The following is a 13,573-nucleotide window of genomic DNA, read 5'->3' as shown; positions in this document are numbered from 1 at the left end:
AGCGATGTTCGACAAGATCCTTATCGCCAACCGCGGCGAAATCGCGCTGCGCATCCTGCGCGCAGCCAAGGAATTAGGCGTCGCGACAGTCGCCGTGCATTCGACCGCCGACGCCGACGCCATGCATGTCAAGCTCGCCGACGAGTCCGTCTGCATCGGGCCGGCGGCCGCCCGCGATTCCTATCTCAACATTCCCGCCCTGCTCTCCGCGTGCGAGATCACCGGCGCGGACGCCGTGCATCCGGGCTACGGTTTCCTTTCTGAGAACGCGCGCTTCGCCGAGATTCTCGAAGAGCACAACATCACCTTCATCGGCCCGAAATCCGAGCACATCCGCCTGATGGGCGACAAGATCGAAGCCAAGGCGACCGCAAGGAAGCTTGGCATTCCTTGCGTGCCCGGGTCCGACGGGCCGATCCTGAGCGAAAAAGAAGGGCTGAAGATCGCCGAAAGGATCGGCTTTCCCGTTCTGGTGAAGGCGGCGTCCGGGGGCGGCGGCCGCGGCATGAAGGTCGCGCGCGACGCGCATGACCTTCCCGTCGCGATCGCCACCGCGCGCACCGAGGCAAAGGCCGCGTTCGGCGACGATACGGTCTACATCGAGAAATTTCTCGAAAAGCCGCGCCATATCGAGTTTCAGATTTTCGGCGACGGCAAGGGCCAGGCGGTTCACCTCGGCGAGCGCGACTGTTCGCTCCAGCGCCGACACCAGAAGATCTGGGAGGAAAGCCCCTCGCCCGCGCTCAACGACGCGCAGCGTATGGAGATCGGCGAGATCTGCTCGCGCGCGATGCGGGACATGCAATACGCCGGCGCCGGCACGATCGAGTTTCTCTATGAGAACGGCGAATTCTATTTCATCGAGATGAATACGCGCATTCAGGTCGAGCATCCGGTGACGGAGGCGATCACCGGCGTCGATCTCGTCTGCGAACAGATCCGGGTCGCGGCGGGCTCGCCGCTCTCCCTGCGACAGGAAGACATGTGGTTCTATGGCCACGCCATCGAATGCCGCGTAAACGCCGAGCACCCCACGAGCTTCAGGCCCTCGCCCGGGCGCATCGCTTATTACCACCCGCCCGGCGGCGTCGGGGTTCGCGTCGATTCAGCGGTCTACCAGGGCTATACGATCCCCTCCAACTACGACTCGCTCATCGGAAAGCTGATCGTTCACGGGCGCAACCGAACGGAAGCGCTGATGAGACTGCGCCGTGCACTCGACGAATTTATCGTCGACGGCATCGATACGACGCTTCCGCTGTTTCGCACGCTCGTGCGCAACGCCGACGTTCAAAACGGTATTTACGACATTCATTGGCTGGAGCATTTTTTGGCGACGGGCGGCATCGAACCCGATTTTTAAAGCGAAGGGTGGAAAGAAGATGAATCGATCGTCGGTCATCGTCGCGGTGGTTCTGGCGGCAGCTGCGCCGCTCGCATCCGCCCACGCAAAAACCCCTGTGCGCGGTCCCTTCGTCTTCACATGTTCGGGCGATCCCAACGCCGCTCTGACGGTCACTTTCCTTGGCGCGAACGCCAATCGCGCGAAACTCGTCTTTAAGGGCGAGACCGTGATGGCCAAACAGGCGCTGGCCGCGAGCGGCGCGCGCTACGTCGCCAAGAATATCGAGTTCTGGAACAAGGGCGACGACGCCATGGTCGAGTGGCGCGGCAAGACGCTCAACTGCACGACGCGCAATTAATTCGACTTTCTTTAAAGAAACTCGCCGCCTGAGGGTGGCGCGGCGTTCTCGCGCCGCTATCCTTGAATATATGTCCCGCCTCAACGCCCCCTATGCGATCACCCCGCATCTTCTGCTCCGCGCCTATTCCATCGGACTTTTCCCGATGGCCGAGAGCGCCGACGACGATCAGCTTTATTGGGTCGATCCGGAGCGGCGCGCGATCTTTCCCCTCGACGACTTCGTCGTGTCGCGCTCCCTGGCCAAGACGGTGAGGTCCGATCGCTTCGAGGTCGTCGTCGATCGCGATTTTGACGCGGTGATCGACGCCTGCGCCGCTCCCGCGTTTCGACGCGAGCGGACCTGGATCAACGCCGAAATCCATCGGCTTTATCGTGAGTTGTTCGATATTGGCTTCGCACATACGGTCGAATGCCGCCTCGACGGGCGTCTCGTCGGCGGGCTCTACGGCGTCGCTCTCGGGAGCGCCTTTTTCGGCGAGAGCATGTTCCATCTGGCGCGCGACGCCTCAAAGGTCGCGCTTGTCCACCTGATCGGGCGGTTACGGGCGGGCGGCTTCCAGCTGCTCGACACGCAATTCATTACGCCGCATCTCGCCTCGCTCGGCGCGATCGAGGTTTCGCGCGAGGAATATCATCGCGCGCTCGAACAGGCGCTCCCGGAGAAAGCCAACTTCAGCGTCTGGCCCAAAAACGCGCCCGTGAGCGGCGTTCAGGCGCTGGCCGCGCTTGCCGATTAGAAGGGGAAAAGCGGGTTGCTGGCCGGAGGCGCCGCAGCGGGGTTTGCCTGTTCGGCGCGCCGCCGCTTCTTCTTGCGCCCGCCCGTCGGCGAGGCGGCAGGATCTTCCGCTGGCGCAGGAGCCGCCTCAGGCTCGACGGGCGCCGGGGCCGCCTGATCGGCGGGCCCGATCGGCTGATTTTCCATCGGCGGCGGCGCCGTGGGCTCGACTCTGCGCGAGCGGCGCTTCTTGCCGCTGGTCCCTTCTGACGGGACCGTCGCCTCGGCCTCGGCAGGCGGAGCCGCCGGCGCGGCCGCTTCGGCGGGCGGCGCAACAGTTTCCTTGCCGCCTTTGCAGTCGACCAGCCAGACGTCATAGACGGGATGCTCGACCCCGTGGAGACCGGGACTTGCAGCGAACATCCAGCCCGAGAAGATGCGCTTCGCCTCTTGTTTGGCGTCGGTCTTGACCGTTTCGGGCTTGGCGTCGCCTCGGCGTTCCGGCTTGAGGATGAGCTCGTCCACCTCGACGAAGCTTGTCGTCTGCGGCGTTTCGGTCTGCGGTCGCGTATTGCACACGCGCGGCGTCACCTGAAGGGCGCCGAACTGAACGGTTTCGTCGATCGCGACGTCGAAATTGATGATGCGGCCAGTGGTCTTATCGAGGCCGGCGAAGATCGCGGTTGGATGCCGGATCGGCTCGGCTGACGCGGCGACCGCAAAAAAAGCCCACGCGCCGACTGCCGCTGGCGCCAGGGATAAGGGCAACTTCATCCGATCACCGCATGATTCTCCGCCAGCCTCAAAAACAAGCCGGGGACGAAAGCAGGCAAGAAAGGCCTTTCCAAGGAGAGCGCCGCTCAGCCTTCAGGCCGCCAGGGGGCGTAGTCGCCGCCGGCGGGCGGCCGCTCGCCCAGCGCGAGCTGAGAGCCCGGCGGCCGATAGGCCTGCGGCGTTCCGGTCAAATTGGCCTGATGCGGAAGCTCCCAGGAGCGCGGCCGATAGGTCTCGTCGGTCGGCGGCGTATCCACCGTGTGGTGCAGCCAGCCGTACCATCCGGGCGGCGTCGCCGAACCCTCGCAATAGCCGTTGTAGATCACCCAGCGCCGTTCAAACCCGAGCGCCGCATCGATCTTGCCGCCGCGCCGACGGTAATAGACGTTGCCGAATTCGTCTTCGCCGACGCGCTCGCCGTACAGCAGCGTCCACAGGCCGGTGCTGAGCGTGGCGCGGTTCCACCAGGTGAAGAAGCGAACGATATAGGACATGTATTTGGCGTCCTCGATTTTGTGGCCCCTTATTGCGTCTGATGGCGCCAATGTCCAGCCTTGCCGCAGCCCCGCGACGATTCGGATTCGAAGCTGCTCGCGCTTCCGCTTGCGACGCCCAGAAATGGAGGACTGTATGTCCGCAACCCTTTCGACCCAATGCTGCGTCGTCGGCGGCGGCCCTGCCGGGCTCATGGCCGGATTTCTGCTGGCGCGCGCCGGCGTCGATGTGATCGTCCTCGAAAAACACGCCGATTTTCTGCGTGATTTTCGCGGCGACACGATTCACCCGTCGACGCTGCGCATCATGGACGAGCTCGGCCTGCTCGATGAATTCCTGCGGCTTCCGCACCACAAGACCTATGAGCTTTCGGCTTGGATCGGCGAGCGTCAATACAAGGTCGCCGATTTCTCCAGCCTGCCAGGCAAATGCAATTTCATCGCCTTCATGCCGCAATGGGATTTTCTCGACTTTATCGCCGAACATGCGCGCGCGCTGCCGAATTTCCGCCTTCTGATGCAGACTGCCGGCGAGCGCCTCTTGTTAGACGGCGACCGCGTCTGCGGCGTTTCGGCGAAAGGGCCGGAAGGAGAGCTGAAGATCGAGGCCAAGCTCGTCATCGCCGCCGACGGGCGGAGTTCACGGATACGCGAGGACGCGGAGCTCCCCGTTGAGGATTTCGGCGCGCCGATGGACGTGCTGTGGTTCAAGCTGCCGCGCAAGGAGAGCGATCCCGACGAAAGCTTCGGCCGCGTCGCACCGGGGCGCATGCTGGCGATGATCGATCGCGGCTCCTACTGGCAGTGCGGCTGCGTTATCCCCAAGGGCGACGCCGAAAAATTACGCGAGAAAGGCATCGAGACGTTTCGCGATTCGATCGCCGGCTTAACGCCCTTCCTTGCCGATCGCGTCGACACGCTCAAGGATTGGAGCGACGTGAGCCTGCTGACCGTTCAGGTCAACCGCCTCAAGATTTGGAGCCGGCCCGGCTTGCTGTGCGTCGGCGACGCCGCCCACGCCATGTCGCCCGTCGGCGGCGTCGGGGTGAACCTGGCGATCCAGGACGCCGTCGCCGCCGCCAATCTCCTTGCCGCGAAGCTGCGCGACAATGCTCTGAGCGACGACGATCTAGCCGCCGTCCAGCGCCGGCGGGAGTTTCCGACCCGCGTGACGCAGGCCCTTCAGCTCGCGATCCAAAATCGCGTGGTGCGCAGCGTCCTCTCGGCAGAGAAGCCGTTTGAGGCGCCGCTGGCGCTGCGACTCCTTAACGCCATTCCGTTGCTGCGCCGACTGCCGGCGCGGCTCATCGGGCTCGGCGTGCGGCCCGAGCACATCCAAACGTAAGCCGGTCAGTCGGCTTCGCGAATAAAGGCGCCGAAAGCGCGCGGGCCGTCGCCGGTCTCCGCTTTTCCCAGAACTTTCAGCGTCTGCGCGTCGACCGCCCAGAGTTCGTTCGAGAACCAATTGGCGACATAGACGCGCGCGCCGTCGCCGCTAACCGAGAGGCCTTCCGGATATTCGCCGACCTTTATCGTTTCGAGCGGCGCCAAGCTTTCAGCGTCGAAAACGCTGACGCTATCGCCATGCTGATTGGCGACGAAGACGCGGCCCTTGGCGAGCGCCACCGTGTAAGGCCGGCTGCCGCATTTGAGCGTCGCGACGACTTTGCGGGAAGCGAGGTCAATGACGCTGACATCGTCGGATTCCACATTGGCCGAATAGGCGCGCGCGCTGGAAGCGTCGATCGTCACGCCGAAAGGATGCTTGCCGACCGGTATGGTCGCGGCGCGCGAAAACGTCGCCGCGTCGATGAGGGACAGCGCATTGTCGTCGCGGTCGGCGACGACGATCGTCTTGCCGTCTGGCGCAACCGCGACGCCCGACGCCATTGCGCCGACGCCGACGCTGCGCTGCGCGCCGCCTGCGAGAACAATCTCGACGAGGCGCCGGCCATAGAGATCGGCGACATAGACGCGCTTGCCGTCCGGGCTTGCGGCGACGCCGAGCGGCCCGCCTTCGACCGGAATGCGCTTTTCGATGGTGCGCGTCGCCGCATCGATGACGGTAAGAAACTTGCCCTCGGGGCTGGTGATAAAGGCGCGCGCGCCGTCGCGCGACACCGCGACTCCCGCCGGCTTGCCGCCGATGGGCAGAGTCGCGACGGTCTGCATTTTGGAAAGATCGACGATCGAGAGGGCGTCGGCGCCTTGCGCGGTGACGAAGGCCTCGTCGGCGAGGGCGGGCGCGGCGAGGAGAAGGAGAGCGGCGAATAAGGCGCGCGGTCCCTTCTCCCGCTTGCGGGAGAAGGTGGCCCCGCGAAGCGGGGTCGGATGAGGGCCCTCACCCGTCACGCGTTCCGCGTGACACCCTCTCCCGAACCGAAGTCGGCTGCTGCCGACTTCGGCATCCGATGCGCAAACCGGGAACACCCGGTTTGCAGCGGGAGAGGGAATTCGCGGCCACAGCTTCATCGCCCCTCCACCTTCGCCTTCAACGCCGCAAGAAAAGCGCGCTGCAGCGCCGTGACCGCGGCGATGGCGACGTCGTCGTTCAATTCCGGCGGCGGGTCGTTGTTGGGATAGCCGCGGTAGAAGCGCGCCTTCCATTCGACCTGCGTCTTGCCGTCTTCTGCGGGCCGCAACGTAATCAGCGCGGTGTAATTCGTCGCCGGCAGCCGCTTCACATCATCGCCTTCGCGATGCACGCCAAGCATCATCCGATCGGCGTCGCGCTTCGTCAGCAGTTCATCGATGACGCCGCCGTCAGCCATGATCAGCCTGCGCCGCGCCTGATCGGGAACGTCGTCGCCCGACGCTTCGACGCGGGCGACGCCCGGCAGCCAATCGGCGTGAGCGAAGTCAGAGACGACCGCCCAGACTTTGCCCGGCGGCGCATCGACGATCGTCGTCTCGACGACTTTCAGCGGCGACGCGCCATGCGCCGCGACTGCGATGATCGGGCAGAAAGCGGCGAGCGCCACGACGGCGCCAAAGATGAGCCGGCGCGTTGCGGCGATATCGACCCAGCGCGATCGGGTGAAGGGCTTCCTCATCCTGAGGAGCGTGCGCAGCACGCGTCTCGAAGGACGAGGAAGCCCGCTTTCGCGTGTGTTTTCCTCACCCGATTCCCCTGGATATCGACCGGCGCAATTGACCGACGCTTGGCGCATGGCGCGCTTACTTGCTCTCCGCCTTGGCCTTCAATGCGGCGAGACCGGATTTGTAAATATCGCTCACCGCTTTCACGCCCGCCTCGTCGGAAAGTTCCGGCGGCGGATCATTGTTCATGAAGCCGCGATAAAACGCGCCCTTCCACTCGACGACGCTCTTGCCGCCGTCTTCCTTCACGCTGATCGTCGAAGCGTAGTTATTGACCGGCAGGACCTTCACGTCGACGGCGTCGATCTTGTAGCTCAGCGACTTGCCGTCGGCGTCATATTTGGTCAGCGACTCCTCGATCACGCCGCCGTTCTTGAGGGTCAGCTTGCGCTTGGCGTCGACGGCGTTGCCGCCCGTCCCTTCGGTCTTCGCAATAGCGGGATGCCAGTTCCAATCCTGGAAATTGCCGACGATCTCCCAGACTTTCGCGGCCGGGGCGTCGATTTCGATCTTTTCGACGACTTTCTGGCGCGACGGGCCATGCGCGAAGGCCGGCCCAGCGAGCAGCCCGGCGGAAAGAAGCGACAGGGCCGCAACGACACATGCGCGGCGCGCAAGCACAATCGTCATTTAGGATCTCCCAGAAAGCCTGAACTGGCCGCCAAGTTGGGCGGGCAGGCGCACATAACGGCGCCTAAAGCGGCGGCGTCAAGAGGAGCGAAGAACTCGACCGCGGAGGAAGTCGTCAGATCGACTATGGCCACAAAGGTCGTGCGCGCCACTTGCGCCCAAACCTGTGACCATCCATATACCATCCAAACAGATGGTGAGAGGATGGCCATGGCGGACCTACACAAATTACGAGAAAGGCCGCCGGAGGCTGAGAAAATCACGATCAATGTCGGCTACGTCGATCTCGGCCATATCGATCTCCTGGTGCGCGAGGGCTTCTACTCCAACCGCACCGACTTCATCCGCACCGCGATCCGCAACCAGCTCGGCGCGCATGCGGATGCGGTCAAACAGTCCATCGTGCGGAATACGCTGGAACTTGGCTTGCGCCACTACAGCCGCGAAGACCTCGAGGCCGTGAAGGCGGCCGGCCGCAGATTGCGCATCCATGTCCTGGGACTGGCGTCCATCGCCGAAGACGTGACGCCCGAACTCGCGCGCGAGACCGTCGAATCCATCACCGTGCTCGGCGCGCTGCAAGCGAGCAAGTCCGTCAAGGCGGCGCTCCAGGACCGCATCAGTTGACCTTTCCTCCCTTCTGCGAGGCGTAGACAAAATGAAAAACTTCCTGACGAGCGCCTTCAACAGGGCGACGCAACTGACGCGCGAGCAAAATCTCAACGAAGCGACGCGCGTGCTGATGCGCGCGCTGACGAGCGGCGCCGCGGCGCCAGCGCCGCAGCCGGCCGCGCATGCCGAGCCGCATCCCCCGACTTTTCGTCTGCGCCGGCCGCTCGGCGAAACGGTGGAGTTGCTGCGTCACGCCGGTCTTCCAGGCCTTGATCAAAGCGGCGCGCCGCTCGTCGGCCTGCGAAAAGCCCCCAGAATCGACGTTCCGCCGGGCGCCGCCTATCTCTCGCGCAGCTATGTCGGCCCGGCCGGCGCCCGCGATTATAAGGTCTATGCGCCCAATGGCGTTGGAGACGGCAAACGGCCGTTAATTGTGATGCTTCACGGCTGCGCGCAGAACCCCGACGACTTCGCCGTCGGCTCGCGAATGAATGAGCTGGCTGATGAGCACGGTTTCATCGTCGCCTATCCGGCGCAGTCGACCACGGCCAATCAGATGGGCTGCTGGAACTGGTTCAACCCGGCGGATCAGACACGCGAGAAGGGCGAACCCAGCCTCATCGCCGGCATGACGCGCGCCGTTATGGCGGAGTGGCGCGTCGATGAGTCGCGCGTCTATGTGGCGGGTCTGTCGGCCGGCGGCGCCATGGCCGCGACAATGGGTGCGACCTATCCGGAACTCTACGCCGCAGTGGGCATACATTCCGGCCTCGCGCATGGCTCGGCGAGCGACGTCGCCTCCGCCTTCGCGGCGATGGGCGGTAAATTTGAGCTCGGCGCGGCGCGCAGGTCGCTGTCTGACGGCGTGCGGACGATCGTTTTCCACGGCGAAGCCGACCAGAAGGTGCATCCGACCAACGGGGACACGATCATTGCCGGGGCTCGGCTCGATCTTGCCGATGCGCTGGCGAGCGAAACGCGCGAGACCGGATCGGCGGGCGGCCGCACTTACAGCCGCACCGTCATCGCGGACGCGCGCGGCGTGCCGCAGCTGGAACATTGGGCTGTCGAGGGGCTCGGCCACGCCTGGTCGGGCGGCAATCCCGACGGCTCCTTCGCCGATCGCCATGGTCCCGAGGCCTCGCGCGAGATGGTGCGGTTTTTCCTAGCGGAGGCGGGGAAGGCGTAGCGCGCCGCGTCTGCGCGCGCTCGCCTTCGCGGTCGGCAAAGGAATTATCGCTCAGCGGACGATCCCTCCCCGTAAGCGGAGAATTTTTCTTACGTTGAGACGGAAAGACGCCAACGCCATTCTTGAGAACGGTGCTTGCGACTCTAAGTGCACATGAAACGATAAGGCGCCGATCGCTCGAAAAACATAATAAAAAAGAGCACGCGCGACTTCATCATCTCAGCGGCCAGATGATGGTGGATGATGTTCTTGGGACAAGAGATGCTCTCGCAAACGGCGGCGGCGATTTGGATCGTCGCGCTTTGCGCCGTGCTCGCCTTCCATTGCAGCCATGTCATCTGTATGCGCGGGGAGCGCCGCTGCTATCATTTCAGCCACATGGTCATGCTCATCGGCATGATTTACATGTTTGGATCGGCCGCCTTCGGCCTCGAATGGTTTCCAGCACGCGCGTGGATCATCATATACGCCGTGATAGCCGTAGCTATCGCCTTCTGGGTGACGCAGCAATTTGTTGCGCGAGGCGCGTTCAACGGGCTCTGGGCGCTGGCGCTCGTCCAACAAGGCGCGATGATCTATATGTGGGAGCCGATGAAGCAGTGGATTCCGCTGCTCTCCTATGGCTTGGCGCTCTATTTTGGTATTGAGGCGCTCGGCTGGCTTGTCAACGCGACGCGTCCGGCCGCTGCAACGGTCTTCTCCGGATGGTCCGGTTCGGCCACGAATCCTCTTGAGAGTAAGTCGACCGTTGGCGACTTCTGCTTGAGCGTGATGGCTGCCTCCATGGCATATATGTTCGTCGCCATGCAGCTAATGATGTCGGCCCCGCACCACGCCGCGCATCTGGCGCGACCGGTTCCGCCGCAGCAGACATCGAGCAAATCCGCGCCCTCCGCGACTGAGGCGCGGGTCGGCGAGCAACCCGAGGAAAGCGCTAAAGGCGAACCGCAGCCGCCGACGTCCGCGAGCGAGGTCGCCAAAACCTATATGATCGTCGCCGGCGACACCCTATCGGGCGTGGCCCGTCGCCTTTACGGGGATCCCCGGCGCTGGCGAGACATCTTCGAGGCCAACCCTAACCTCGACCCTCGCCGCCTGCGCGTCGGCCAGACCATCAAGCTGCCAATGTCACGCCCTTCCCGATAGCAGACGCCAATGCGAACCGAGCGGCGCCGTCACACGCCCGTCTTGGAGGCGCCGCATCTGCGCGCCATGGCCTATCTGCGCGCGCTTGCCTTTGCCCTCACGCTGACAGGCGCCCTTCTCTTCCTTGTCCCGCTACAGGCGCTGGCGCGCCGGCGCGGCTGGCCGATTCAGCATGCGATCCAGACGCGCTTCTGCCACGTGGTTTGCGCCATCATTGGCATAAAGGTGGATGCGCGCGGCGCCCTGCCCTCGAAGGCGCCACGCTTCATCGTCGCCAACCATGTGTCGTGGACCGACATCGTCGCGCTCGCGAGCCTCTATCCGTTGGTCTTCCTGGCGAAGAGCGAAGTCGCAAGCTGGCCCGTGCTTGGACTGCTGGCGCGGCTGCAAGGCACGGTCTTCGTCGAGCGTGGCGCGAAGCAAAATATTGCGCGCGTCAATGGCGCGCTCGCCGATGTGTTGCGCGCGGGCGGCGATCTCGTCGTCTTTCCCGAAGGCACGTCGAGCGACGGCGCTGCGGTTTTGCCTTTTCGTTCGGCGCATTTCGCGCCGCTGGAGGCGATGTCGGCGCGCGGCGAAGCGCCGACGCTCGCGCCGGTCGCGATCGCCTATTCCGACGGCGCGCATAGGATTGATGTGGGCTGGTATGGCGACATGAGCTTCCTGCCGCATCTGTGGAGCCTGATGAAGCGCGGCCGCACGCATTGCCACATTGCTTTCGGCGAGGAAGTCGCGACGGCCGGCAAAGACCGCAAGACTCTCGCCGCCGAGACGCGCGCGTGTGTGCAGAAACTGCTGGCGTCGCATGGCCGCAACCAGGAATCGCCACAGTCCTCGTGCTTCGAGACGGTTGCTGCGCAACCTCCTCAGCATGAGGACTGCTTGTAGCGGTATCAGCGAATTCCAGTGCGCGAACCAAGGCGCCTCATCCTGAGGAGCGCGCGCAGCGCGCGTCTCGAAGGACGAGGAGCCGCTTTCATTGGCGCGCTGTCAGTCCCAAGCAGGCCCTTCGCGCGTCAGGAATGACGGAAGCGCTAAGCGGCGCGGCGGTTCGGCGCGGCGCCGAAAAACTCCAGATAGCGCGCGTCGATTTCAGCGACGGGCATGACGACGAAGACATCCGTCGTGTTAAATTTGCGGTCGACGACGGCGCCGTCGCCAAAACGCGCGCCCAAGCGCAGATAGCCTTTGATCAGCGGCGAGAGCGCATCGCGCGCCTTGCGCGCATCGAAGGCGTCGCGCGCCAGCATCCGCATCGGCGTGTGCAGCCCGTCTCGCGCGCTGACGCGCCACGCCTCTTCCACCGGCGCGTAATGCGCGAGATAGCTCAACGCCTGCGCATGGGCGAGCGGATTGGCGCCGTGCAGGCTTGCGCAGCCGAACATCACGTCGATGTCATGCGCCCGCACATAGGCGAGAAGCCCGCGCCATAGCAGTTCAATCGTCCGCTTGCCGCGATAGGGCGCGAGCACGCAGGAGCGCCCTAATTCCAGCGCGCGCTTGCCGGCGTGACGGGCGAGAAGCGGCCCGACGTCATATTCGCCTTCGGAATAAAAGCCGCCGGCCTTCTTCGCCATGTCGTCGCGCATCAGCCGATAGGCGCCGACGATCTTCGGCCTGATCTTGCCGCGCTTGGTCTGCGCCGCGTGATCGATGACGATGAGATGATCGCAATATTTGTCGAAACGGTCGGCGTCGCGGCGGGTGAAGGCCGTGCGCGCGTCGGGAATGGCGCCGCCTTCCTGATAGAAGACGTCGTAGCGCAGGCGCTGCGCCTTGCGCACTTCCCTCTTGCCGCGCGCGAGCCGCACTTCCAGCGAGCCGAGACGGCCAAGCGTTTCACTGAGCGTTTTCCTGGCCGCTTTCGGCGTTTTTGAATCCGCTTGCGGAAAATTGACGAGGGCGAAGATCGTCTGACCGAAATCCGCGTTAACCGTCCACATGTGCGACTCGCTCCGCTGCGATCTCCCCGCTTGAAGATCACGGGGAGGCGAAACTTTTGTGACGCGGGAATTGCTCATGCGCCGCTTAAGTTGCGATTCGCGCGCGAACTCGCGAACTTCTACAAGGCGGCGGATCGAACCGCCTTTAGGGGACCGAATGTTCAAATCTCATCTGATCGTCGGCGCTGCGAACTGCGCTTTTGTTCTCGCGACCGTCGCGGCGCAAGCGGAACCGCTCCCCTCGCTCGGATGTTACGCGCGCGCCTATGACAAGGCGCATCTTTCCGCCCATAAAAGCCAGATCGTCGACAAGGCGTGGCTGTCGATCGAGGCGCGAAAGGACACGCCGCCCTATCCGTTTTTGGCGACGCTGCAATTTTCGACGAAGGGGCGTGGCAAGGCGACCTTCTCCACCTTCGGCGCCTGCAAGGAGGACCGCGGCGCCCTCTTATGCAACGCTTCGGTCTCCGCAGAGGAAACCGACCTCTGCAAGGCCAAGAACGACGGCGTGCATCATTGCCGGATCGGCTACAGTGAGTCCGGCGCGTTCCGGATCGCCGCGCAGCCCGAGGGCGTGCTCGTGACCGTCGTCGAGCGGCTGGAAATGCCAGGGCCCGATGTGGGCGGGCGCGCCAGCTATCTCTATCTCAGCCCGGACAATGCGGAGAACCACGCCTTTCTGCTTCCGCCGGCGGCCGCGAAAGCCTGCGAATAGCGGCGGCGAGCGTAGTGCGCATCCTCATCCTGAGGAGCCGCGAAGCGGCGTCTCGAAGGATGCTGCAGGAGTGCGAAAACCCTAGCCCTCGTGCTTCGAGACGCGTCCTGCGGACGCTCCTCAGCATGAGGGCTAAGGTTCCAGCGCCCATTAAAGTCCCCCTTGCCGAATCTGCGCAGATGCCGGACCTCAATCCTGCCCGGCTGGAATTTTCCCCTTATCCGCTAACTTATCCACATATTGTCGCTCTATTAATTTTAGCCCCTATATCTTGACGTCGACGCAAGACTCACGCAGTCTGGAGGCAACACGCAATGGCGACGCGGCGAACGGTCTCAACGACGTTCGGCGGCTCTCGGCGACAGCCGGACGAGAGCGTTGCTTTGCGTGGGCGTGATCCTCGTTTTCGAGAAAACTTTCAATCGCGGCGCATCCAGCGGCGCGCGTAGATCGCGCGTCGTTCGAGTTCCGGGATTGGGCATCGATTGAGTCTCGGGCCGGCTAGCGGCTGCGGGCCAAACAAACGCATGTTTCACGCCAAAGGAAGCGAC

Annotated in this window: 15 protein-coding genes; 9 read left to right on the top strand and 6 right to left on the bottom strand. The window is 64.0% G+C overall.

The window, feature by feature from the left end:
• Positions 1 to 4: 4 nt before the first annotated feature.
• The 3 genes from accC to aat all read left to right on the top strand — a co-directional run bounded on the left by accC (position 5) and on the right by aat (position 2,442).
• On the top strand, positions 5 to 1,363 hold the full coding sequence (accC, locus tag ACR65T_RS14305; protein WP_434497110.1) for an acetyl-CoA carboxylase biotin carboxylase subunit: 1,359 nt from the start codon (positions 5 to 7) through the stop codon (positions 1,361 to 1,363).
• Positions 1,364 to 1,382: 19 nt separating this feature from the next.
• Entirely contained in the window at positions 1,383 to 1,703 is a 321-nt protein-coding gene (locus tag ACR65T_RS14300) for an MliC family protein (RefSeq protein ID WP_434497109.1), read from the top strand.
• A gap of 70 nt (positions 1,704 to 1,773) precedes the next feature.
• Complete coding sequence (gene aat / locus ACR65T_RS14295) at positions 1,774 to 2,442, top strand: leucyl/phenylalanyl-tRNA--protein transferase (RefSeq protein ID WP_434497108.1); 669 nt, start codon at positions 1,774 to 1,776, stop codon at positions 2,440 to 2,442.
• Here aat and ACR65T_RS14290 read toward each other — a convergent pair.
• Both ACR65T_RS14290 and ACR65T_RS14285 read right to left on the bottom strand, forming a co-directional pair.
• Positions 2,439 to 3,194 (bottom strand): DUF2155 domain-containing protein, encoded by a 756-nt coding sequence (locus tag ACR65T_RS14290; protein WP_434497107.1) that lies wholly within the window; start codon positions 3,192 to 3,194, stop codon positions 2,439 to 2,441. The two genes, aat and ACR65T_RS14290, sit on opposite strands and share 4 nt — an antisense overlap.
• Positions 3,195 to 3,280: 86 nt before the next feature.
• Positions 3,281 to 3,688 (bottom strand): NADH:ubiquinone oxidoreductase subunit NDUFA12, encoded by a 408-nt coding sequence (locus ACR65T_RS14285; protein WP_123175493.1) that lies wholly within the window; start codon positions 3,686 to 3,688, stop codon positions 3,281 to 3,283.
• A 136-nt stretch (positions 3,689 to 3,824) separates the two neighbouring features.
• On the opposite strand from ACR65T_RS14285, the gene ACR65T_RS14280 reads away from it, so the two are divergent.
• Positions 3,825 to 5,033: an FAD-dependent oxidoreductase gene (locus ACR65T_RS14280; RefSeq protein ID WP_434497106.1), complete on the top strand. Its 1,209-nt coding sequence runs from the start codon at positions 3,825 to 3,827 to the stop codon at positions 5,031 to 5,033.
• A gap of 5 nt (positions 5,034 to 5,038) precedes the next feature.
• Here ACR65T_RS14280 and ACR65T_RS14275 read toward each other — a convergent pair whose 3' ends face one another.
• The 3 genes from ACR65T_RS14275 to ACR65T_RS14265 form a co-directional block, all read right to left on the bottom strand.
• Positions 5,039 to 6,040, bottom strand: a complete 1,002-nt coding sequence (locus ACR65T_RS14275) for a YncE family protein (RefSeq protein WP_434497105.1) — start codon at positions 6,038 to 6,040, stop codon at positions 5,039 to 5,041.
• Between the two features lie 116 nt (positions 6,041 to 6,156).
• A complete protein-coding gene (locus tag ACR65T_RS14270; RefSeq protein WP_434497104.1) occupies positions 6,157 to 6,741 on the bottom strand; it encodes an SRPBCC family protein in 585 nt (194 codons plus the stop codon).
• 124 nt (positions 6,742 to 6,865) lie between these two features.
• On the bottom strand, positions 6,866 to 7,417 hold the full coding sequence (locus ACR65T_RS14265; RefSeq protein ID WP_434497102.1) for an SRPBCC family protein: 552 nt from the start codon (positions 7,415 to 7,417) through the stop codon (positions 6,866 to 6,868).
• A gap of 210 nt (positions 7,418 to 7,627) precedes the next feature.
• On the opposite strand from ACR65T_RS14265, the gene ACR65T_RS14260 reads away from it, so the two are divergent.
• The 4 genes from ACR65T_RS14260 (at position 7,628) to ACR65T_RS14245 (ending at position 11,252) form a co-directional block, all read left to right on the top strand.
• Positions 7,628 to 8,044, top strand: a complete 417-nt coding sequence (locus tag ACR65T_RS14260) for a CopG family transcriptional regulator (protein ID WP_175094944.1) — start codon at positions 7,628 to 7,630, stop codon at positions 8,042 to 8,044.
• Positions 8,045 to 8,075: 31 nt separating this feature from the next.
• On the top strand, positions 8,076 to 9,218 hold the full coding sequence (locus ACR65T_RS14255; protein WP_434497101.1) for an extracellular catalytic domain type 1 short-chain-length polyhydroxyalkanoate depolymerase: 1,143 nt from the start codon (positions 8,076 to 8,078) through the stop codon (positions 9,216 to 9,218).
• A 240-nt stretch (positions 9,219 to 9,458) separates the two neighbouring features.
• Positions 9,459 to 10,364: a LysM peptidoglycan-binding domain-containing protein gene (locus ACR65T_RS14250; RefSeq protein WP_434497100.1), complete on the top strand. Its 906-nt coding sequence runs from the start codon at positions 9,459 to 9,461 to the stop codon at positions 10,362 to 10,364.
• 9 nt (positions 10,365 to 10,373) lie between these two features.
• Positions 10,374 to 11,252, top strand: coding sequence for a lysophospholipid acyltransferase family protein (locus tag ACR65T_RS14245; protein ID WP_434497099.1), 879 nt, complete (start codon positions 10,374 to 10,376; stop codon positions 11,250 to 11,252).
• A 146-nt stretch (positions 11,253 to 11,398) separates the two neighbouring features.
• On the opposite strand, the gene ACR65T_RS14240 is transcribed toward ACR65T_RS14245, so the two are convergent.
• A complete protein-coding gene (locus ACR65T_RS14240; RefSeq protein ID WP_434497098.1) occupies positions 11,399 to 12,307 on the bottom strand; it encodes a GNAT family N-acetyltransferase in 909 nt (302 codons plus the stop codon).
• 157 nt (positions 12,308 to 12,464) lie between these two features.
• On the opposite strand from ACR65T_RS14240, the gene ACR65T_RS14235 reads away from it, so the two are divergent.
• Complete coding sequence (locus ACR65T_RS14235) at positions 12,465 to 13,022, top strand: hypothetical protein (RefSeq protein ID WP_434497097.1); 558 nt, start codon at positions 12,465 to 12,467, stop codon at positions 13,020 to 13,022.
• Positions 13,023 to 13,573: the final 551 nt, after the last annotated feature.

The organism is Methylocystis sp. (assembly GCF_051061285.1).
Lineage (GTDB): Bacteria > Pseudomonadota > Alphaproteobacteria > Rhizobiales > Beijerinckiaceae > Methylocystis.
The sequence above is the reverse complement of the archived record's forward strand: the minus strand, read 5'-3'. Positions and strand labels throughout refer to the sequence as shown.

What these genes read in the sequence shown, in the direction of transcription:
- ACR65T_RS14280 (WP_434497106.1), top strand. Translation starts at nt 3,825, where the DNA reads ATGTCCGCAACCCTTTCGACCCAATGCTGCGTCGTCGGCGGCGGCCCT.
- ACR65T_RS14250 (WP_434497100.1), top strand. Translation starts at nt 9,459, where the DNA reads ATGATGTTCTTGGGACAAGAGATGCTCTCGCAAACGGCGGCGGCGATT.
- ACR65T_RS14300 (WP_434497109.1), top strand. Translation starts at nt 1,383, where the DNA reads ATGAATCGATCGTCGGTCATCGTCGCGGTGGTTCTGGCGGCAGCTGCG.
- ACR65T_RS14260 (WP_175094944.1), top strand. Translation starts at nt 7,628, where the DNA reads ATGGCGGACCTACACAAATTACGAGAAAGGCCGCCGGAGGCTGAGAAA.
- ACR65T_RS14235 (WP_434497097.1), top strand. Translation starts at nt 12,465, where the DNA reads ATGTTCAAATCTCATCTGATCGTCGGCGCTGCGAACTGCGCTTTTGTT.
- ACR65T_RS14240 (WP_434497098.1), bottom strand. Translation starts at nt 12,307, where the DNA reads ATGTGGACGGTTAACGCGGATTTCGGTCAGACGATCTTCGCCCTCGTC.
- ACR65T_RS14290 (WP_434497107.1), bottom strand. Translation starts at nt 3,194, where the DNA reads ATGAAGTTGCCCTTATCCCTGGCGCCAGCGGCAGTCGGCGCGTGGGCT.
- aat (WP_434497108.1), top strand. Translation starts at nt 1,774, where the DNA reads ATGTCCCGCCTCAACGCCCCCTATGCGATCACCCCGCATCTTCTGCTC.
- ACR65T_RS14245 (WP_434497099.1), top strand. Translation starts at nt 10,374, where the DNA reads ATGCGAACCGAGCGGCGCCGTCACACGCCCGTCTTGGAGGCGCCGCAT.
- ACR65T_RS14265 (WP_434497102.1), bottom strand. Translation starts at nt 7,417, where the DNA reads ATGACGATTGTGCTTGCGCGCCGCGCATGTGTCGTTGCGGCCCTGTCG.
- ACR65T_RS14285 (WP_123175493.1), bottom strand. Translation starts at nt 3,688, where the DNA reads ATGTCCTATATCGTTCGCTTCTTCACCTGGTGGAACCGCGCCACGCTC.
- ACR65T_RS14270 (WP_434497104.1), bottom strand. Translation starts at nt 6,741, where the DNA reads ATGAGGAAGCCCTTCACCCGATCGCGCTGGGTCGATATCGCCGCAACG.
- accC (WP_434497110.1), top strand. Translation starts at nt 5, where the DNA reads ATGTTCGACAAGATCCTTATCGCCAACCGCGGCGAAATCGCGCTGCGC.
- ACR65T_RS14255 (WP_434497101.1), top strand. Translation starts at nt 8,076, where the DNA reads ATGAAAAACTTCCTGACGAGCGCCTTCAACAGGGCGACGCAACTGACG.